17 protein-coding genes are annotated in these 18,944 nt (G+C 68.9%); 10 read left to right on the forward strand and 7 right to left on the reverse strand.

Annotated elements, in window-relative coordinates; all coding sequences use genetic code 11:
- The first annotated feature begins 25 nt into the window (after window positions 1–25).
- From ACFVVI_RS01770 to ACFVVI_RS01795, 6 genes are all read left to right on the forward strand, one after another.
- Entirely contained in the window at window positions 26–619 is a 594-nt protein-coding gene (locus ACFVVI_RS01770) for a biotin transporter BioY (protein ID WP_387442451.1), read from the forward strand.
- Window positions 620–631: 12 nt separating this feature from the next.
- The gene (locus ACFVVI_RS01775; RefSeq protein ID WP_387442453.1) at window positions 632–1,309 is read left to right on the forward strand and encodes an energy-coupling factor ABC transporter ATP-binding protein; all 678 of its coding nucleotides are present in this window, start codon (window positions 632–634) and stop codon (window positions 1,307–1,309) included.
- Window positions 1,309–1,911 carry an energy-coupling factor transporter transmembrane component T family protein gene (locus tag ACFVVI_RS01780; protein WP_387442456.1) on the forward strand — a complete coding sequence of 201 codons (603 nt, stop codon included), beginning with the start codon at window positions 1,309–1,311 and terminating at the stop codon, window positions 1,909–1,911. Before ACFVVI_RS01775 ends, ACFVVI_RS01780 begins: the two co-directional genes overlap by 1 nt.
- A 105-nt stretch (window positions 1,912–2,016) precedes the next feature.
- Entirely contained in the window at window positions 2,017–2,607 is a 591-nt protein-coding gene (locus ACFVVI_RS01785) for a TetR family transcriptional regulator C-terminal domain-containing protein (RefSeq protein ID WP_378988590.1), read from the forward strand.
- A gap of 78 nt (window positions 2,608–2,685) precedes the next feature.
- Window positions 2,686–3,426 (forward strand): SDR family NAD(P)-dependent oxidoreductase, encoded by a 741-nt coding sequence (locus ACFVVI_RS01790; protein ID WP_387442459.1) that lies wholly within the window; start codon window positions 2,686–2,688, stop codon window positions 3,424–3,426.
- A gap of 96 nt (window positions 3,427–3,522) precedes the next feature.
- Window positions 3,523–3,735, forward strand: coding sequence for a 4-oxalocrotonate tautomerase family protein (locus ACFVVI_RS01795; RefSeq protein WP_378988594.1), 213 nt, complete (start codon window positions 3,523–3,525; stop codon window positions 3,733–3,735).
- Between the two features lie 67 nt (window positions 3,736–3,802).
- On the opposite strand, the gene ACFVVI_RS01800 is transcribed toward ACFVVI_RS01795, so the two are convergent.
- The 5 genes from ACFVVI_RS01800 to ACFVVI_RS01820 form a co-directional block, all read right to left on the reverse strand.
- Window positions 3,803–4,363, reverse strand: a complete 561-nt coding sequence (locus ACFVVI_RS01800; RefSeq protein WP_387442463.1) for a hypothetical protein — start codon at window positions 4,361–4,363, stop codon at window positions 3,803–3,805.
- A gap of 135 nt (window positions 4,364–4,498) precedes the next feature.
- A complete protein-coding gene (speD, locus tag ACFVVI_RS01805) occupies window positions 4,499–5,704 on the reverse strand; it encodes an adenosylmethionine decarboxylase (RefSeq protein ID WP_387442465.1) in 1,206 nt (401 codons plus the stop codon).
- 8 nt (window positions 5,705–5,712) lie between these two features.
- On the reverse strand, window positions 5,713–6,816 hold the full coding sequence (locus ACFVVI_RS01810; RefSeq protein ID WP_387442468.1) for a type III PLP-dependent enzyme: 1,104 nt from the start codon (window positions 6,814–6,816) through the stop codon (window positions 5,713–5,715).
- A 103-nt stretch (window positions 6,817–6,919) separates the two neighbouring features.
- Window positions 6,920–9,418: a DEAD/DEAH box helicase gene (locus ACFVVI_RS01815; protein WP_378988600.1), complete on the reverse strand. Its 2,499-nt coding sequence runs from the start codon at window positions 9,416–9,418 to the stop codon at window positions 6,920–6,922.
- A 26-nt stretch (window positions 9,419–9,444) separates the two neighbouring features.
- The gene (locus tag ACFVVI_RS01820; protein ID WP_378988602.1) at window positions 9,445–10,389 is read right to left on the reverse strand and encodes a PAC2 family protein; all 945 of its coding nucleotides are present in this window, start codon (window positions 10,387–10,389) and stop codon (window positions 9,445–9,447) included.
- 233 nt (window positions 10,390–10,622) lie between these two features.
- On the opposite strand from ACFVVI_RS01820, the gene ACFVVI_RS01825 reads away from it, so the two are divergent.
- Together ACFVVI_RS01825 and ACFVVI_RS01830 are read left to right on the forward strand one after the other, a co-directional pair.
- A complete protein-coding gene (locus ACFVVI_RS01825) occupies window positions 10,623–11,345 on the forward strand; it encodes a sensor domain-containing protein (protein ID WP_387442470.1) in 723 nt (240 codons plus the stop codon).
- Window positions 11,346–11,491: 146 nt separating this feature from the next.
- On the forward strand, window positions 11,492–12,658 hold the full coding sequence (locus ACFVVI_RS01830) for a DUF4192 domain-containing protein (RefSeq protein ID WP_387442472.1): 1,167 nt from the start codon (window positions 11,492–11,494) through the stop codon (window positions 12,656–12,658).
- 10 nt (window positions 12,659–12,668) lie between these two features.
- Here the strand turns inward: ACFVVI_RS01830 and galE are convergent, their stop codons facing one another.
- Together galE and ACFVVI_RS01840 are read right to left on the reverse strand one after the other, a co-directional pair.
- Window positions 12,669–13,649, reverse strand: coding sequence for a UDP-glucose 4-epimerase GalE (galE, locus tag ACFVVI_RS01835; RefSeq protein ID WP_378626657.1), 981 nt, complete (start codon window positions 13,647–13,649; stop codon window positions 12,669–12,671).
- A 3-nt stretch (window positions 13,650–13,652) separates the two neighbouring features.
- Window positions 13,653–14,339, reverse strand: coding sequence for a metal-dependent transcriptional regulator (locus ACFVVI_RS01840; protein ID WP_378989121.1), 687 nt, complete (start codon window positions 14,337–14,339; stop codon window positions 13,653–13,655).
- A gap of 129 nt (window positions 14,340–14,468) precedes the next feature.
- Between ACFVVI_RS01840 and ACFVVI_RS01845 the strand changes: the two genes are divergently transcribed.
- Window positions 14,469–15,710: an acetoin utilization protein AcuC gene (locus tag ACFVVI_RS01845; protein WP_387442475.1), complete on the forward strand. Its 1,242-nt coding sequence runs from the start codon at window positions 14,469–14,471 to the stop codon at window positions 15,708–15,710.
- Entirely contained in the window at window positions 15,703–18,897 is a 3,195-nt protein-coding gene (locus ACFVVI_RS01850) for a GNAT family N-acetyltransferase (protein ID WP_387442477.1), read from the forward strand. The genes ACFVVI_RS01845 and ACFVVI_RS01850 overlap by 8 nt, the downstream gene beginning before the upstream one ends.
- Window positions 18,898–18,944 lie beyond the last annotated feature (47 nt).

Genomic DNA, 18,944 nt, shown 5'->3' on the forward strand with positions numbered 1-18,944 from the left:
ACGTTGTTCAATTGTGTAGCGAAGGATGTCTGCCGTGCCCGAAGTCGAGAAATCCCCGAAGTGGGCAGCCACCTTCACCGCACGGGACATGGCGCAGATCGCGGTGTTCGCCGCCCTGATCGCCGCGCTCGGCCTGCCCGGCGCGATCACCGTCGGGTTCAGCGGGGTACCGATCACGCTGCAGACGCTCGGAGTGATCCTCACCGGCGCGATCCTGGGCGCGCGTAAGGGCACGGCCGCGGTGGCGGTGTTCATCGCACTGACCATGATCGGGCTGCCGCTGCTGTCCGGCGGCCGCACCGGACTCACCGCACTGGCCTCGCCGACGGCGGGTTACCTGATCGGCTGGATTCCGGCGACGCTGGTCATCGGTCTGTTGACCGCGATGATCCTGCCGAAGTATCCGATCGTGTTCGGTCTGCTGATCAACGCACTCGGCGGCATCGTGATCATCTACCTGTTCGGCACCGCGGGACTGCTGGTGCGCACCGATCTCAGCCCGTGGGCGGCGGTGTCGACCAACTTCGCGTTCATCCCGGGTGACCTCGCCAAGGTCGTGATCGCCACGGTCGTCGCCAAGGGCGTGCATCGCGCGTACCCCGGGCTGATCCGTGGCTGATCGCCGCGCGTCGTGAGCGAGATCGTCGTCGACGCGGTGGGGCATCGTTTCGGTGACCGGACCGTGCTGCGTGAGATAAATCTGCGGATCACCGAACGCCGGGTCGGCTTCATCGGCGCCAACGGCTCGGGCAAATCGACGCTGGCCCGCATGCTCAACGGACTGCTGAAGCCGACCGCGGGCACCGTCACCGTCGACGGGCTCGACGTCGCCCGCAAGGGCGCGCAGGTGCGGCGCAAGGTCGGCTTCGTGTTCACCGACCCCGATACCCAGATCGTGATGCCGACAGTTGCCGAGGACCTCGCGTTCTCGCTGCGCCGCAGCGGCCTGAGCAAGAGCGATATCGCCGCCCGGGTACAGCGAATGCTCGACCGATTCGGCCTCGCCGCGCACACCGACCACCCGGCGCACCTGCTCTCCGGTGGACAGAAACAGCTGCTGGCCATCGGTTCCGCACTGATTCGCGAGCCCGAGGTGATCGTGGCCGACGAACCGACCACGCTGCTCGATCTACGCAATGCCCGGCGGGTCTCGCAGGCGCTGAACTCCCTCGACCAGCAGGTGATCGTGGTGACCCACCAGCTCGGACTGCTCGACGGGTTCGATCGAGTCGTGGTGCTGGACAACGGTTGCGTCGTTTTCGACGGCGCACCGCCGGCGGCGATCGACGCGTATCGGCACCTGATCTAATGATCGGCCTGTACTGCCCCGGCGACTCGCCGCTGCACCGGATGCCGGCGGGGGTGAAGCTGGCGCTGTTGCTGGTCTCGATCCTCGCGATGACGGTGTTCGTCCGGGGTCCACTCGCTGTGCTGGTCGCCGCGGCGCTGGTGGCCTGTCTGTTCGCGCTCGCCCGCGTCTCCTGGCGGGTGGCCTTCGCCCAGGTGCGCCCGGTGCTGTGGATGACCGCGATCATCGGGGTGTTCCAGCTGCTCACCACCTCGCCGGCGCGGGCCGTGGTGGTGTGCGGGGTGTTGCTCGTGTCGGTGGCCCTCGCGGCGCTGGTCACGGTGACCACACGGGTGAGCGCCATGCTCGATGCGCTCACCCGCGCGCTCGGCCCGCTGCGCCGCGTCGGAGTGAATCCGGAGCGGGTGAGCCTGCTTCTGGCACTGGCCATCCGGTGTGTTCCGTTGCTGGCGCAGATCGTCCACGATGTCGGCGAGGCTCGGCGAGCCCGCGGGGTGTCGTGGTCGGCGACCGCACTGGTCACGCCCGTGCTGGTACGGGCTTTGCGCACCGCCGACGCGATGGGAGAAGCCCTCGCCGCACGCGGTGTCGACGACGACTGAGATCGGCGTGGACCGCGCGATGCGAACAGGAGACCAGCCGCCTTCCGCGTAGCGTGCGTACGCGCACCTTGCTATTCCTAGACGACCGGTCGTATAGTTCTGTGCATGGCACGACCACGGCGCAGCGACGACACGAGAGCGCTTCTCATCGAGGAGGGCGCGGCCGATCTGCTGTCCAACGGCTATCACGGCACCGGCATCAAGCAGGTGCTCGACAAGGTCGGGGTGCCGAAAGGCTCGTTCTACAACTACTTCGACAGCAAAGAGACGTTCGCTCGAGCGGTGATCGAGCATCATTCACTGTGCATCCAGCGCAACCTCGCCGACGCCTTCGGCGCCACCGCCGATCCCCTCGGTGGCGTGCGCGTCTTCTTCGCGCGGCAGACCGCCGAATTCGTGCGCACCGACTTCACCGGCGGCTGCCTGCTCGCGAACCTCGCGGCCGAGCTCGAAGGTAGTGACGTGCTGCGGGAAGAACTGTCGAGTGCCTGGGTGGCCTGGCGTGACAGTGTCGCGGCCGCGCTGCGCGCCGCACAGGCCGACGGCTCGGTGCGCGGCGACATCGACGCGGTCGACCTCGCCGACCTGCTCCTCGAATCGTGGGAGGGCGCCGTGATCCGGATGAAGCTGCAGCGCACCGTCGAGCCGCTGCACAAGTGCCTGAACCGTCTGCTGGACGACTACTTCCGGCCCTGATCGGGGTCGGGCGGACCGGCTGGTTGCTGCGTGTCTATTCCAAGACGACCGGTCGTATCAAATGAAAGGGAAGACACCATGTCCACCATCAAAACGGCCATCGTGACCGGATCCTCCAGTGGGATCGGGCGCGACATCGCTCGTGCCTTCGTTCAGCGCGGCGACAATGTCGTGCTCAACGGGCGTGATGCCGCGAAGCTCGCGGCGGTGGCCCAGGAGTTGGGCGCGCCCGAGCGCACGGCGGTCGTCGTCGGCGATATCGGCTCGCCCGCAACGGGTTCGGCGCTGGTCGCGGCCGCGGTCGAGCGATTCGGCGGGGTGGATGTGCTGGTCAACAACGCGGGCACGTTCGCGGCGAAGCCGTTCACCGAGGTCACCGCCGACGAGTTGACCGGCTACCTCGACGGCAACCTGAAAGGCACCTACTTCACCACGCAGGCCGTGGTCCGGCGGCTTCGTGAGCAGGGTGCGGGCGGCAGCATCGTCAATATCGGCACCGTGCTGGTCACGCACGCGATCGCCGATATCCCCGCCTCCGCGCCGTTGGCCAGCAAGGGCGCGATCCACGCCTTGACCACAAGTTTGGCGGCCGAACTGGCAGTCGACCGTATTCGCGTCAACGCCGTCGCCCCCGGCTTCGTGCGCACGCCGCTGCTGGCGAGCGGTAACGAGGCTGTCTTCGGCGGGTTCGCCCTCCTCGACCGTCTCGGCGACGTCACCGAAACCACCGCGGCCGTGCTGTACCTCGCCGACGCCGAGTTCGTCACCGGCCACATCCTGCCCGTCGACGGCGGCTTCATTTCCGGCCGAGCGGCCTGAGTCGGCGAAAAGACCTACTACACAACGGATTCGGGTGCGCAGCGCCCCGAATGCCGGTCATCCTGTGAGAGCTGCATCCATCGAAAGGACACGCTCATGCCGTACGTGAACATCAAGGTCACCGACGAAAATGTCACCACGGAACAGAAGTCGCAGCTCATCAAGGGCGTCACCGATCTGCTCTTCGAGGTACTCGGCAAGGCCCCCGACAGCACCTACGTCGTGATCGATGAAGTGCCGCTGACGGATTGGGGCGTCGGTGGCGTGAACGTCGCCGAGTATCGCGCCCGTCGAGCCGCCACGGAGTGAGTCATCGGTACCGGGCCGGGCGGTGCCCCGGCTCGGTACCGTCACCGGGCGAGAGCGCGGGGCCGACTCACAGTGGACCGTCGAACTCGATCGAGGCATCCAGGGCGAACCAGCCCATGGACGTCAGTGTCGCACCGCGCTTGAAGTAGCTGGGTCCCAGCCACAGACCCGGCTCTATCTCGCGCAACTCGTCGTAGATCCGGTGGGCGGGACCGGGCTTTCCGGCCCGGAGATCGTCGTAGTCCAATCGCACGGCCGCACGTCCGTCGACCGAGGATGCGCCGACCGTTGCCACGAAGTTGAGCGCGCGCATGCCGCCGAGCAGGCGGAAGATGTTGTGCCCGAATGCCATCCCGCCGTCCACGTGACGAAAGGACTTGCCCACCCAGAAGTAGGTGGGACGGTCCATCAGTGGTCCGAGCAACCGGGAGCCGGTCGCGGGAAAAGACCGCATCACCAGATCGCCGGTCAGCCGGCCGAAATCTGATGCTGTCGTCTCCGGCGCCGCGGTGAACAGCTCCGTGAACGCGGCGATACCCGCCGTGGATAGGGCATCGAGGCGCGGGCGTCGGTCAGATGGCCGGTGGACCGGCATCAGACCGCTCGCGGACAACGGTGTCGGCTTCATGGGCGGACTCGATTCTGTCGAAACTCGGTCCTCGCATGGTGCCAAGCCGCGGCGCGCTCCGGTGCGGTTTCGCCGGACCCAGGACAGCGGGCCGGGACGCATCACACGTCCCGGCCCGCTGTCGGTGCGGATTCCCTACCGGTCGCGCAGGGTGTACGGCTCGACCGCGCCGCGCTCCAGAGCCCGCGCGTCGATGGTCTCGGCGCGGTAGGGGAGCAGGGCGAGACGGTCGCGCATGCCGCGGACCGGGTCGTCGATCTTCTCGTTCAGGCCGAACAGGAAGGTCCACTCGTGCTCGTCGCTGCCGTAGGGGACCACGGTGGCGAACTGCTCGTGGAAACGACCCCACGAACGCTTCAGCGTCTCGTTGCGCCACATGGTCGCGCAACCGGCCTGCGCCGACAGCACGCCGCCGGGAGCGAGCAGTGCCTTACATCGGGACAGGAACTCCGACTCGTAGAGGCGGTTGTGCTGGGCGTCCTCGACACGCTCGTCGGGCAGATCGATGACGATCACGTCGTAGCGGGTGCCCGCCGCCTGCGCGTTCGCCAGGAAGTCCCAGCCGTCGGCGTAGTGCACATGGACCGGGCCCTCGTGCCGCACCGCGGCGGCGAGCTCGTCGGTGGTGTAGCCGTAGGGCAGGTGCTCGGCACACAGCTCCACTTCGCGCTGATCGATGTCGACATGGTCGACCAGGGTCGCCCCGGCCGCCACCGACATCTGCGAGGCCACACCCTCGCCGGAACCGATGATCAGCACCCGGTCGAGCTTCTCCGCCAGCACGAACGCCGGGACCATCATGGCCTCGTGGTAGGTGACCTGGGAGAACTCGGTGGACTGGCGATCATCGTCGGAGAACAGGGAGATCCCCTGATCGGTCCGCGCGATCACCATGTGCTGGAACGGGGTGTTCGTATCCACGATCACCTCGTGCAGATCCCAGATCCGGGTCAGGCCGTCGCCCACCGGTTCGTAGATCTTCTCGGCGCCGTGGCCACGCTGGACCGTCTGCATCCGAACTGTGGTGGGGGACAACTTGTCTCGGAGCAACTCGACGGCTTTCGTCGCGCCCGCACCGATGCTGCCGCAGGTGAAGACGTCGACGAAGATGTCGCCGGACTCCGGATAAGTGTGAATCGAGGCGTGAGACTCCGACAACAGCGCGAGGACGGTCACCCCCTGCGGATCGAACTTTTTGTGAACGACTTCGCAGATGGTGACGCCCGCCGCGATCAGAGACTCACGCAACGCCGATTCGAGTCGTTCGAGATCGTCACACAGGGCTGTGTCGACGCCACCGAACTCGGCCAGCACGTGCCAACCGGTGAATTCCGCCGTCATGGGCAAACTCACTCTCGCTCAGCGCCCGAGACATGAACGGTCAAGGGCGGAAAACCATTGAAGGACACCGACGAATAACTCGCGGTATAGGCGCCGGTGTGCAGGATCTGAATCCGGTCACCGGCTCGCAACGTGGTCGGCAGAAGGACCTTCGTGCGTTGATACAGTACATCGTCGCCGTCGCAGGTCGGACCCGCGACCACCGCCTCCGACACCGGATCGCCGTCGCGATCGGTGACGAAACGGTAAGCGATGTACTCGTTCTCGGTCTCGGCCATACCGTTGTATCGGCCGATGTCGAGATACACCCAGCGCCGGCCATCCGGCGCGAATCGCACGCCGACGACCTCGGCGTGCACGGTGCCCGCGTTACCCACCAGCGCACGGCCGGGTTCCACGATCAGGCCGATGGCCGCGGGCAGGAACTCGGCGGCGGCACCGGAGATGGCGGCCGCGATCGCGTCGAGTTCGGGGGCGGCGTCGACGTAGGAGATCGGCAGACCGCCGCCTACATTGACCGCCGTGACGTGAATGTCCTTGTCCGCCAACGCCGTGACGATCGCACCCGCCTGCTCGATGCCGATCCGCCATGCGGCGGGGTCGAGTTGCTGGGAGCCGACGTGGAAATACGGGCCGCCGACCTGTAGGCCCAGATCCCGGGCGCGCACCAGCAGCCGCAGGGCTTCGGCGGGCGCGCACCCGAACTTGGTGCCGAACGGGGTCCGTGATTCGGGGGCCGAGGACAGGAAACGGCACTCGACCTCGGAGCCGGGCGCGTGCTCGGCGATGCGGTCGAGGTCGTCCTCGGTGTCGAAGGCGTAGCGGCGCACCCCGAGGGCGAAGGCGCGCGCGATATGGGCGCTCTTCTTGATCGGGTTGCCGTAGCAGAGCCGCTCGGGCGCGACACCGAGGTCGAGGCACTGGTCGATCTCGCCGATGCTGGCGACGTCGAATTCGGCGCCCTCGTCGTCGAGCAGGGTGATCAGTTCCGCCACCGGCGCCGCCTTGACCGCGTACCGGATCCGGGTGCCGACAGCGACGGCGGCGTCGAGGGTTCGGTAGTTGGCACGTACCCGCTCGGGGTCGATGACAAGGTACGGGGATTCGGGCACAGGTGAACTTTCGGTCGGCAGCCGGGAGAGACTATCAGCGGCGCCTACCCAACAACGAATCCGTCAAACATTCGTCATATTCGTCATAGGCAACTGGTATTACTCATCCCGCCGTGACTGTGACCTCGTCGAACACCACCTCGCCCGCGGCGTCGGATTCCTCGAGATCCACGATCGCCGTGACCGCCCAGCCGTGATCACCCGCGGGGTCGTCGATCACCTGGCGGACATGCCAGAAACCGGGCCGCTGCTCGATCCCGAACAGTTGTGGGCCGCGCGCGTCGGGGCCGGTGCCGATCGTGGCGTACTCGTCGAAATAGGGGGCGAAGTCCTCGGCCCACTCGGGGCCGGTGCCGAGTTGGTCGAGTTCGTACCAGCGGTGTCGCGACGCCAGCTCCACCCGGCGGAACATGGCGTTGCGCACCATGATCCGGAAGGCGCGTTCGTTGGCGGTGATCGGGCGCACCGTTTCGGCGCCGAACGCTATCTGCTGGGCGTCGTTCTCGGCGCCGGGGTTGGTGAGCTGTTCCCACTCGTCGAGCAGGCTCGAGTCGACCTGGCGGATGAGCTCGCCGAGCCATTCGGTGAGGTCGTCGAGATCCTCGGTGCGGGCGGCGTCGGGCACGGTGCGGCGCAAGGCGCGGTAGGCGTCGGCGAGGTAGCGCAGCACGACGCCTTCGGAGCGGGTCAGTTCGTAGTGCGAGATCAGTTCGGCGAAGGTCATCGCGCGTTCGATCATGTCGCGCACCACCGACTTCGGTGACGGCGCGAATTCCGACACCCAGGGGTGGCCGGCTCGGTAGGTCTCGAACATCGGATCGATCAGCTCGGCCAGGGGTTTGGGCCAGGTGACTTCCTCCAGGAGCTCCATCCGCTCCTCGTATTCGATACCGTCGGCCTTCATCTCGTTGACGGCGACACCACGGGCCTTGTGCTGCTGGGCCATCAGCAGCTGGCGCGGGTCCTCGAGGGTCGCCTCGATCAGCGAGACGACGTCGAGTGTGTAGGTGGGACTGTCGCGATCGAGCAGGTCGAACGCGGCCAGCGCGAACGGTGACAGTGGTTGGTCCAGCGCGAAATCGCGTTGCAGGTCGACGGTGAGCCGCGCCATCCTGCCCTTCGCGTCGGGCTCGGACAGTTGTTGCACCACACCGGCATCGCGCAGCGACCGGTACAGGCGCAGGGCTCGCAGGATGTGCTTGCGTTGCGCGGGACGCGGCTCGTGGTTGTCCTCGAGCAGGTGACGCATCGCGTAGAAGCAGTTGCCCGGGCGGGCGATCACATTGAGCAACATCGAGTTGGTCACCGCGAAGCGCGACACCATCGGCTCGGGCGGGGCGGCGATCAGCCGGTCGAAGGTCTCCTCGCTCCACGAGACGAAACCCTCCGGCGGCTTGCGACGCACCACTTTTCGCTGCTTCTTCGGGTCGTCGCCCGCCTTGGCGATGAGGCGGGTGTTCTCGACCTCGTGCTCGGGAGCCTGCACCACCACGGTGCCCATCGTGTCGTAGCCCGCGCGACCCGCGCGCCCGGCGATCTGATGGAACTCACGCGCTTTGAGCCTGCGGGTGCGCACACCGTCGTACTTGGTGAGACCGGTGAGCAACACGGTACGGATCGGGACGTTGATGCCGACGCCGAGGGTATCGGTGCCGCACACCACTTTCAGCAGCCCGTCCTGAGCGAGCTTCTCCACGAGGCGGCGATATTTGGGCAGCATCCCCGCGTGGTGCACACCGATGCCGTGACGGATCAGCCGCGACAGCGTCTTGCCGAAGCCCGAGGCGAACCGGAACTCGCCGATGGCGGCGGCGATCGCGTCCTTCTCGGCACGGGAGGCGAAGTTCACGCTCGTCAGCGCCTGCGCGCGTTCGAGCGCGGCGGCCTGGGTGAAGTGCACGACGTAGACCGGCGCCTGGTGGGTGGTCACCAGCTCTTCGAGAGTCTCGGTGATCGGGGTGCGCACATACGAGAACGTCAGTGGGACAGGACGTTCGGTGCCCGCGACCACCGTGGTGGAGCGGCCGGTGCGCGCCTCGAGATCGGCGGCGAAGAAGTCCACTTCGCCCAATGTCGCCGACATCAGCAGGAATTGGGCGCGGGGGAGTTCGATGATCGGCACCTGCCACGCCCAGCCGCGGTCCGGGTCGGCGTAGAAATGGAACTCGTCCATCACGATCTGCCCGACCTCGGCTGCCGCGCCCTCGCGTAACGCCAGGTTCGCCAGGATCTCCGCCGTGGCGCAGATGATCGGGGCGTCGGCGTTGACCGCCGCGTCACCGGTCACCATGCCCACGTTCTCCGCGCCGAACACCTCACACAGCGCGAAGAACTTCTCGCTGACCAGCGCCTTGATCGGTGCGGTGTAGTAGCTGCGCTGCCCGTTGGCCATGGCGAACAGGTGCGCGCCGACCGCTACCAGAGACTTTCCGGAGCCGGTCGGCGTCGCCAGGATGACATTGGACCCCGACGCCAACTCCATCAGCGCCTCGTCCTGCGCTGGATACAGGGTTGTGCCCTGCTCGGCAGCCCACGCCGCGAACGACTCGTAGAGCGCGTCGGCGTCGGTCCCGGGAATTTCCAGTAGGTCGGTCAGATCCACTCCGACCACCCTAGTGGGTGTGGGGGTCAGTCTTTACCTTCGCCGGAGGTGTCGTCGTAACCACCCTGCTCGGCCAGGAAGCGCTCGAACTCCGCCCCTAGCTCCTCGCCACTGGGCAGTTCACCGTCGGCGGCCAGCAGGCTGGACTGGCGTTCCTGGGCGGTGACGAAGCTGTCGTACTGGCGTTCCAGCGCTGTGACGACCGTCTCCACCTCCTCGTTGCCCGCGATGTGCTCGGCGACCTGCTCACGCACGCGCGCGGCCGCCTCACCCAGCGCGGAGAGCGGCAGATCCAGGCCCGCGTTGTCGGCGAAGTTCTCCAGCAGCGTCTGCGCGGCCTCGGGGTAATCGGTCTGGGCCAGGTAGTGCGGCACGTGCACCGAGAATCCGAGCGATTCGTGGCCGTGCTGCGCCATCCGGTACTCGAGCAGCGACGACGCGCTGCCCGGCACCTGCAACTCGCCCGGCCAGCGCTGGTGCTCGCCGATCAGCGAACGATCCGAGGAATGCGCGGTGACACCGAGCGGACGGGTGTGCGGGATCGCCATCGGAATCGCCGACAGGCCGATCGTGCGGCGCACACCGAGCTGTTCGGCCAGCAGCCGCACCGCAGTGGTGAACTTCTCCCAGCGCAGGTCCGGTTCCAGGCCCGAGAGCAGCAGGAACGGGGTGCCCGCGGTGTCGCGCAACGCCCACAGGTTCAGTTCCGGTTCCGCGTAGTCGGCGAAATGATCGGTCTTGAACGTCATCAGCGGGCGGCGCGACCGGTAATCGAGCAACTCGTCGACATCGAACGACGCGACCAGCTCCGATTCGAGGCTCTCGCGCAGATGGGTCGTCGCCAGACGCACGGCGTGCCCGGCGTCGGTGAAACCTTCCAGACCGTGCACCAGCACGGGGCCCGCACCGTCGTCCGAGGACAACTGCGGCGCCGGAAACTCCAGTTCGTACATATGCGACTGGTCATCCATCGCGTTTCTCCTTCCTGCGCGGTCCACCATCGCTCGCGGGGTGGGGAAGCGGATCTCCATTGTCCCCCACGCGAGCAGTGCCATCACACACGGCCGGGGACGGCTCGTCCTGTTAGGCAACAGCATGGACACCTCGCGCATTCCCGCCCGGTGCGGAGGACCGGGGTGTGCCGCGCCTCCCGCCCGGCGTGGCGCGACCGGGCCGATCGAGGCGGTGGGGCACAGTGGACGGTGTGAACGTGGCGCAGGCGACACCGATCCGCGCGGGTGATCCGGGCCTGCGCCGCTGGTGGCTGGGGTTGGTGGCCGTGTCCTTCGCGCTCACCGGGTGTGCGCAGAGCGTCAGCGGGACACCGGTCGCCGAGAGCGCGGTATCGGTGCGGCAGATCGATGGTTCGCTGGCCGAGCTGCTGCCCGCGCCGTCGCAGTTTCCGGCCCGGTATCCGGCGGTCGTGCTGCCCGCGCAGGCGGCGACGGCGGCCGCGGCCGATCTCGACGGAGTGGGGGCGGGCGCGACCGTCACTCCGGCGAAATGCACACCGGTCGAGGCAGAGCCCGGCGGGGAGCCCGCGGCGGTGGCGGTCGGGACCGATGACGCGAGCCGGGCCACCCTGACCGTCGAGTTGTCGCGGAGCGCCGAACCGGTGTCGTCGCTGCGCGATCGACTCGGTGAGTGCGGGCTGATCCAGGTTCGGCGGGCGGGTGCGGGGTCCACCGTCACGACCGCGCTCGACCGGACCGCGCCGACCGGTACCGACGACGCGATAGCGTTGCGGCGCACCGTGGTTCCCGAAGTCGGCGGTGCGGGGCTGACGCAGACGATGCAGACCTCGATCGGGCAGATCGGCGACGTGCGCATCACGGTGACGTCGATGACCTTCGGTGCGGGACAACCGGATACGGCCGCAGTGGACGAGATGTTCGCCACCACCGCCGCCGCCGTACGCGGTAGCTGAAGCGCCTACCACCAGGCGGTGACAGGTTCGCCCGCCGCGCATGGCCGGGAGCGGGATCGGTCCACAGCTTCGGCACTACACACAGGGCGGATGAAAGCCCAGGTCGGTGCACCCGATGTGGGGGAGCCGGCGGGCACCGTGGAGCCATGACGCCTTCGACGAACCCCACCCGCCGGGTCAAGCGCTCCGGACCGTTTCCCCGCGCACTCGGCTGCGCCGAATCCACTCCCCGCTATCCCGGCGGGCTGCCGCGCCCACCGCTGCGGGTCGACGAACCCGGTGAGCTGATCGCCGCCCTGCCCGCGATGCTCGGCTTCGTCCCCGAACGGTCCCTCGTCGTCGCCGTGCTGCACGAGGTGGCGGGCGGTGCGGCCGAGGCGATCGAGGCGGTGGTGCGCTTCGACCTCGACGTGGCCACCGACATCCGGCTGCTCGACCAGTTCACCGCCTGCCTGGCATCGATCTGCCTGCGCGAAGAGGCGACCGGGGTGCTCGCCGTCTTCGTCGAGGACCGTGCCGAGTTCGAGAGCGAGGAGGTCCTGCGCGCGGCCGAATTGATCGACGTACTGGCCGAGGACGGAATCGCGGTCCGCGGCGCCTGGTCGGTTCCCGCGATCGCGGCGGGCGAACGCTACCGCAGTGTGTTCGGCCTGGTCGGGACCGGCCTGGTCGCCGATCCGTCGTCCTCGATCGTGGCCGTGTCACATGTGCTGGAAGGCAAGCAGATTCGTGGCTCGCGTCAGGAGATGACGGCGCTGATGGTTCCCGACGAGCTGCTGAGCGCGCGCGTGCGCGCTCAGCTCGGGCCCGCGGACGCGCGCTACCGGGGTGGGCTGGCGGCGGCGACGCGCGCCGGTAACGCCCTGGCCTACCAGCGGCGGGCACTGGAATGGGTGCTGTGGCAGATCGCCGACACCGCGTCCGGCGCACCGCGTGCCGCACGCGAACTCGCGCGACTGGCCGCGACCCTGCGCGACCGGCCGATCCGCGACGCCGTGTACGGCCTCGCGGCCGGCGATCACGCCGAGGCCGCCGAGCGGCTGTGGGCGCAGTTGGCCAGGGCGACACCCGGTACCGACCGCGCCGAAGCAGCGTCGCTGCTCGGCTTCAGTGCCTACCTGCGCGGCGACGGACCGTTCGCCGGCGTCGCGATCGGCGCCGCCGTCGAGGCCGACGCCGAGCACGCGATGGCGGTGCTGCTGGAGACCTCGCTACAGACCGGACTGCGGCCCGAACGGCTGCGCAGACTCGCGCTGTGTGGTCACCAGATCGCCGCCGATCTCGGGGTCGACATCGGCCCGATCACCCGGTGAGGCAGGCAGGTCAGCGAGCGCTGTGGGCCTTCGTGCCGAGGGAGCGCAGGAAATCCCAGGCGTCGGAGACGATCTCGTCGAGGTCGTTGTGCTCGGGTCGCCAGCCCAGTTCGGCGACCGCTCGGTCACTGGAGGCGATCAATACGGCCGGGTCACCCGCGCGGCGCGGCGCGTCGATCGTCTCGATCGGCAGACCGGTGACCCGCTCGCACGCCGAGATCACTTCGCGCACCGAGAAACCCGTGCCCGAACCCAGGTTGCAGATCCGGTGCGTGCCCGGCTGCGACGACGACAGCGCGAGCAGATGCGCCTGCGCCAGGTCGCGGATGTGGATGTAGTCACGCACGCACGTACCGTCCGGCGTCGGCCAGTCGGTGCCGTACACCGAAATGGCCTTGCGATGACCCAGCGCCACCTGCAATACGAGGGGGATCAGATGCGTTTCCACCACCCGGTTCTCGCCGAGCCCGGCATAGGCGCCCGCCACGTTGAAATAGCGCAGGCTGGTCGCGGCCAGATCGTGCGCCACCGCGTAGGAGGTGATGGCGTGATCGATGGCCAGCTTGCTGGCGCCGTAGGGATTGGTGGGGCGCGTGGGCGAGGCCTCGGTGATCGGGACCTGCTCGGGCTCGCCGTACACCGCGGCGGTGGAGGAGAACACCAGGCGGGGCGTTCCGGTCTCGCGGATCGCCTCGAGCAGCGTCAGCGTTTTCACGACGTTGCCGTGCCAGTACTTCTCCGGCTGCTCCACCGACTCGCCGACCAGCGACTGCGCCGCGAAATGCAGAACACCGTCGAAGGATTCGGCGCGCAGCAGATCGGGGGCGGCGACAGCGATATCACCGTCGACGAACCGGGCACCGGCCGGCACACCGTCGGCGTTACCGGTCGAGAGGTCATCGACCACGACCACCTCGTGGCCCTCTTCGAGCAGCACGGCGGCGCAACCGCCACCCACGTAGCCGGCGCCGCCGGTGACAAGAAGTTTCACGAATCAGACCAGCCTCACCTGGACGGCATGCGCCATCTCTTCGGACAGTTCGAAACCGTTGTGGCCCGGCACCGTGATCAGCACCGCACCCGGCTTGGTCTCCACGGTAACGCGTGCGTCGGGCACCACGCCCGCCTCACGCAACCGCCCGATGACCTCCGGGTCGGTCTGGATGTGCTCGGCCAGCCTGCGCACGACCACCGCGTGCAGCGCGCCGTTGGGCAGATCGGAGAGCCGGATCAGCTTCTCCTCGGCGGCGGACACGTCGCCGAGGCCGAGTTCGTCCAGGCCCGGGATGGGGTTGCCGTAGGGCGAGGTGGTCGGGTGGTTGAGCACCTCGATCAGGCGCCGCTCCACCTCCTCGCTCATCACGTGTTCCCAGCGACACGCCTCGGCGTGGACGTTCTCCCAGTCCAGACCGATGATGTCGACCAGCAACCGCTCGGCGAGCCGGTGCTTGCGCATCACCGAGACGGCCATGGAACGGCCCTTGTCGGTGAGCTCGAGATGGCGGTCGCCCGCGACGAGCAACAGGCCGTCGCGCTCCATCCGCGCGACCGTCTGGCTCACCGTCGGACCACTCTGCTCGAGGCGTTCGGCGATGCGTGCCCGCAACGGCACCACGCCCTCTTCCTCGAGGTCGTAGATGGTACGGAGATACATCTCCGTGGTGTCGACCAGATCCTTCACCTGATACCCCTTCGTCAGCACGAATTCTACCCACGCGCGAACGCCGGTCCGCCCGTCGGACCAGCGGCCCTATTTCTACTGCATGTCAACGCCGCACGGGGGCTGCTGCTTCCGGCTAGCGTGGCGACCATGGTCACGTCGCCGCGCAGCGAAACCAGTGGGACCGTCGTGTGGACCGAGCGATTCCTCGGCTACACCTGGAGTCCGGAGCATCCGATGAAGCCAGCGCGCCTGCAATACACCATGTCGCTGGCCGAAAGCCTAGGTCTTCTCGATGGTGTCGAGCCGTTGGCACCCGACGCGGCCACCCAGGCCGATCTGATGCGGGTCCACAGCAGCTCTTACATCGAGGCGGTGCGCCGGGCCGGACAGGGCCCGCCGACGCCCGAGGATGTCCTCTACGGGCTCGGAACCGCCGATAATCCGGTGTTCCCGAAGATGCACGAGGCGGCGTCGGTGATCGTCGGCGGCACTCTCGCCGCCGCCAGGGAGATCGCGGCGGGCCGTACCCGGCGGGCTGTGAGCATCGGCGGTGGAATGCACCACGCCATGCCGGATTCGGCGGCGGGGTTCTGCGTCTACAACGACGCCGCGATCGCCATCTCGTGGCTGCTCGACCACGGCTTCGACCGCATCGCCTACCTCGATGTCGACGTCCACCACGGCGACGGTGTGCAACGCGCGTTCTACGCCGATCCGCGGGTGCTCACGGTGTCGATACACCAGCATCCGGCGACGTTGTGGCCCAATACCGGCTGGCCCGAAGAGACCGGGGTCGGGACGGCCGAAGGTACCTCGATCAATCTGCCGCTCCTGCCGGGCACCCGGGACGCGCAGTGGCTGAGGGGATTTCACGCGGTGGCGCCCGGCGCGGTCGCCGCGTTCCGGCCGCAGATCATCATCAGCCAGTGCGGTGTCGACACCCACCGCGAAGATCCGCTGGCCGATCTGGAGCTCACCGTCGACGGTCAGCGCGCGGCCTTCCTCGCGATGCGCGACCTCGCCGACGAACACGCCGAAGGGCGGTGGCTGGCCATCGGCGGTGGCGGATACGGCGTGGTGCGGGTGGTGCCGCGCGCCTGGACCCACCTGCTCGCCGCGGCACTGGACAGGCCGCTCGCCCCCGAAACGCCGGTGCCCGCCGACTGGATCGACCACGTGCGAGCCTCCGCGCCACGTGTGCAACCACCGACGACCATGGGTGACGGCGGCGACACCGCCTATCGGGCCTGGGACGGTCCCGGCGGCACACCCGAGATCGGCGACGCGGGCCAGATCCGCGCGCAGCGCGCGGTCGACACCGCGATCACGGCCACCCGGCGGGCGAGTTTCGGCCTGCTCGGGCTCGATCCGGAGGATCCTCGTGACTGAGCCACTGCTACCCGATACCGCCGACACGCCCGCGAATCCGCCTGCCCCGCCTCAACATTGGTACGGCGATGTGCTCGCCGCCGACGGTGGCGTGGTCCGGGTGCGCCCGATCGTGCCCGCCGATGCCGACGCGCTCGCGGCCTTTCACACCGGCCTGTCCGATCGCACCCGGTATCTGCGCTACTTCGGTCCGTACCCGCAGATCTCGCCGAAGGACATGTACCGCACCACCCACGTCGACTACCGCGATCGGGTCGGTCTCGTCGCGGTGCTCGGCACGGCGATCATCGGCGTGGCCCGCTACGAACTGCTCGCCCGGCCGGGCCCACGCGCGGCCGAGGTGGCGTTCGTGGTCGCCGACGAGCACCAGGGGCGTGGGCTCGGCTCGGTGTTGCTCGAACACCTCGCCGGTGCCGCCGCCGAGAACGAGGTGATCGCCTTCGTCGCCGAGGTGCTGGCCGAGAACGAGGCCATGATCACGGTCTTCCGTGAGGCCGGCTACCAACTGCAGCGCAGTCGTGACGGTTCCGAGGTACACCTCGAATTCGCCATCGACCCCACCGAAGCGCTGCGCACCGTGCGGGATTCGCGGGAGGCGGCCTCGGAAGCACGCAGTGTCGGCAATCTGCTCGCACCCGGTTCGGTCGCGGTGATCGGCGCGTCACCGGAACAGACCCGGGTCGGCGGCGCGGTATTCGCGAATCTGCTGGCAGGCGGTTTCAGCGGACCCGTGTTCCCGGTGAACCTGCACCGGCGCTCGGTCCGTGGCGTGCGCGCCTACGCCGCGGTGAGCGAGATCCCCGACGAGGTGGACCTGGCGGTGGTGGCGGTGCCACCCGCCGCGATCGGGGCGGTCCTCGACGATTGCATGGCCAAGGGGGTCAAGGGCCTTGTCGTGTTGACCGCCGGCTTCGGCGAGACCGGGGCAGCCGGGCTGGCCGCCGAACACGACCTGGTCGCCGCGGCGCGCGGGCATGGGATGCGTGTGGTCGGACCCAGCGCGCTCGGCATCGCCAACACCGATCCCGCGGTCGGTCTCAACGCGACTTTGGCGCCGGTGCTACCCCAGCGCGGGCGAATCGGCTTCTTCTGCCAATCCGGCCCCCTCGGCGCGGCGATCCTCGGCGAGGCCGCGGCCCGCAACCTCGGTCTGTCGACGTTCGTCTCGGCGGGAAACCGGGCCGACGTCTCGGGCAACGACCTGCTCCAGTACTGGGACACCGCCGCTGACACCGAAGTGATCCTGCTGTATCTGGAGAGCTTCGGTAACCCACGCAAGTTCTCCCGGTTGGCACGCCGGGTGGCCCGCGGCAAACCGATCGTCGCGGTGAGCAGCGGCCGCCTCGCGGCCGGCGCCGACATGGACCGCATCGTGGTCCGCGACCTCTTCGGTCAGGCCGGGATCATCCAGGTCGACTCCATCTCCGAACTGTTCGACTGTGCCGCGCTGCTGGCCTGTCAGCCGCTACCGAAGGGCCCCCGGGTCGCGGTGGTCGGTAACAGCGCCGCGCTGAACTGGCTGGCCATCGACGCCGCCCGCAGCGAAGGGCTGCGGGTGCACCGGCCCGTCACCGCGGTCGACCGAGGTCCTGGAGCCCGGCCCACCGAACGCGGTGTGCAGGCCGCGCGGCCGCCGGAGCCGGACCTGCGCAGCGCTCGGCCGGGCGAGCGCGCCGAGCGAGGCGCGGATCGTGCCGGGCGGACGGCGTGGGGATTGCGCGGCGCCCGGCGGGGAAGCCGGGGCCCGGCCGATGCCGGGACGACTGACCGGCCCGGGGACAGCACTGGGGCGCCGGACCGAAGCAGGGGCAGCGGACCGGCCGACCGGCCCCGGGACAACGCCGGGACGCCCGACCGAAGCAGGGGCAGCGGACCGGCCGACCGGCCCGAGGACAACGCCGGGACGCCCGATCGGACGAGAGGTGGCGTAGGGCCGGCCGACCGGACCAGAGGTAGCGCCGGGTCGTCCCAGCGGACTGTGGGCAGTGCCGGGCCTGCTCACCGGACCTCGGACAGCGCCGGGCCGACCAGCCACACCGAGGGCGACCTCGGCCCGGCCGCACGGAGCGTGGACAGTGCGATCGTGGACGGGCCGGTGGATCTCGGCCCGGAGGCGACACCGGCCGACTTCCGGGAAGCGGTCCTGGCTGCGCTGCGTAGCGAGGAGGTCGACGCGGTGATCGTCGTGGTCGCCCCGCCCGTTCCGGTGCCGATGGAAGGCTTCGGGGACGCCTTGCGGGCGGCAGCCGCGGCGGCGCCGGGCAAGCCGGTGCTCACCACGTTCGTCGCGGAATCGGGCATTCCGCGACAGTTGGCGGTGCGTACCACCGCGGGCGCGCCGGCCCGCGGGTCCATCCCGTCCTATCCGGATCCCGAGCGAGCCGCGCGAGCGCTGGCCAGGGTGGATCGGTACGCGCGCTGGCGGGATCGGCCGATCTCGCCGGTGGTGCGCCCGCCAGGAATCGACACCGCGGCCGCGGCGGCGCTGGTGGAGGGCTGGCTCGCCGAGTCGGGCGGGCGGTGGCTCACCGACGAGGAGGCGGTGCGGCTACTCGGGTGCTACGGCATCGACGTGGTCGAGTTCCGGGCTGTGCGCGATGCCGAACAGGCGGTCGCCGCGGCCGAGGAACTCGGATATCCGGTCGCGGCGAAGGCCACGGGGGAGCTGTGGCGGCGCCGACCGGATCTGATCGGCGTGCGTCTGGATCTGTGGGGACCCGAGGCGGTCCGGCAGGCCTACACCGACCTGGTGGAGATCTGTGGCGATCCGCTGTTGCACGTGCAGAAGATGGCGACCAAGGGTGTCGGCTGCGTGCTGCGCGTCACCGACGACCCCTCGTTCGGATCGGTCATCCAATTCGGCCTGTCCGGCATGATCATCGACCTGCTCGGCGACCGCGCCTACCGCGCCCTACCGCTGACCGAGGAGGAAGCGACCGCGCTCATCGACGCACCACGCGCGGCGCCATTGCTCTCGGACGGGCCGGGCAGAGTGGGGGTGGACAAAGCCGCGCTGGCCGCGCTGGCTCAACGCATCTCGGCGTTGTTCGACGACATCCCCCAGATGCGCGAACTCTCCTGTGACCCCGTCCTGGCCGCCTCGGCCTCGGCGGAGATCATCTACGCCCGAGCGCGCATCGGCCCGGAACCGAGCCGCTTCGACACCGGCCCCCGTCGGCTGGCCTGAACGATGGCCGATCGGTCCGGTGGAACGAACAACGCCGACCGGCTCGC

This window comes from Nocardia sp. NPDC058114, from assembly GCF_042884695.1.
Lineage (GTDB): Bacteria > Actinomycetota > Actinomycetes > Mycobacteriales > Mycobacteriaceae > Nocardia.

What these genes read in the sequence shown, in the direction of transcription:
- ACFVVI_RS01770 (WP_387442451.1), top strand. Translation starts at nt 26, where the DNA reads ATGTCTGCCGTGCCCGAAGTCGAGAAATCCCCGAAGTGGGCAGCCACC.
- ACFVVI_RS01780 (WP_387442456.1), top strand. Translation starts at nt 1,309, where the DNA reads ATGATCGGCCTGTACTGCCCCGGCGACTCGCCGCTGCACCGGATGCCG.
- ACFVVI_RS01785 (WP_378988590.1), top strand. Translation starts at nt 2,017, where the DNA reads ATGGCACGACCACGGCGCAGCGACGACACGAGAGCGCTTCTCATCGAG.
- ACFVVI_RS01790 (WP_387442459.1), top strand. Translation starts at nt 2,686, where the DNA reads ATGTCCACCATCAAAACGGCCATCGTGACCGGATCCTCCAGTGGGATC.
- ACFVVI_RS01795 (WP_378988594.1), top strand. Translation starts at nt 3,523, where the DNA reads ATGCCGTACGTGAACATCAAGGTCACCGACGAAAATGTCACCACGGAA.
- ACFVVI_RS01800 (WP_387442463.1), bottom strand. Translation starts at nt 4,363, where the DNA reads ATGAAGCCGACACCGTTGTCCGCGAGCGGTCTGATGCCGGTCCACCGG.
- speD (WP_387442465.1), bottom strand. Translation starts at nt 5,704, where the DNA reads ATGACGGCGGAATTCACCGGTTGGCACGTGCTGGCCGAGTTCGGTGGC.
- ACFVVI_RS01820 (WP_378988602.1), bottom strand. Translation starts at nt 10,389, where the DNA reads ATGGATGACCAGTCGCATATGTACGAACTGGAGTTTCCGGCGCCGCAG.
- ACFVVI_RS01830 (WP_387442472.1), top strand. Translation starts at nt 11,492, where the DNA reads ATGACGCCTTCGACGAACCCCACCCGCCGGGTCAAGCGCTCCGGACCG.
- ACFVVI_RS01845 (WP_387442475.1), top strand. Translation starts at nt 14,469, where the DNA reads ATGGTCACGTCGCCGCGCAGCGAAACCAGTGGGACCGTCGTGTGGACC.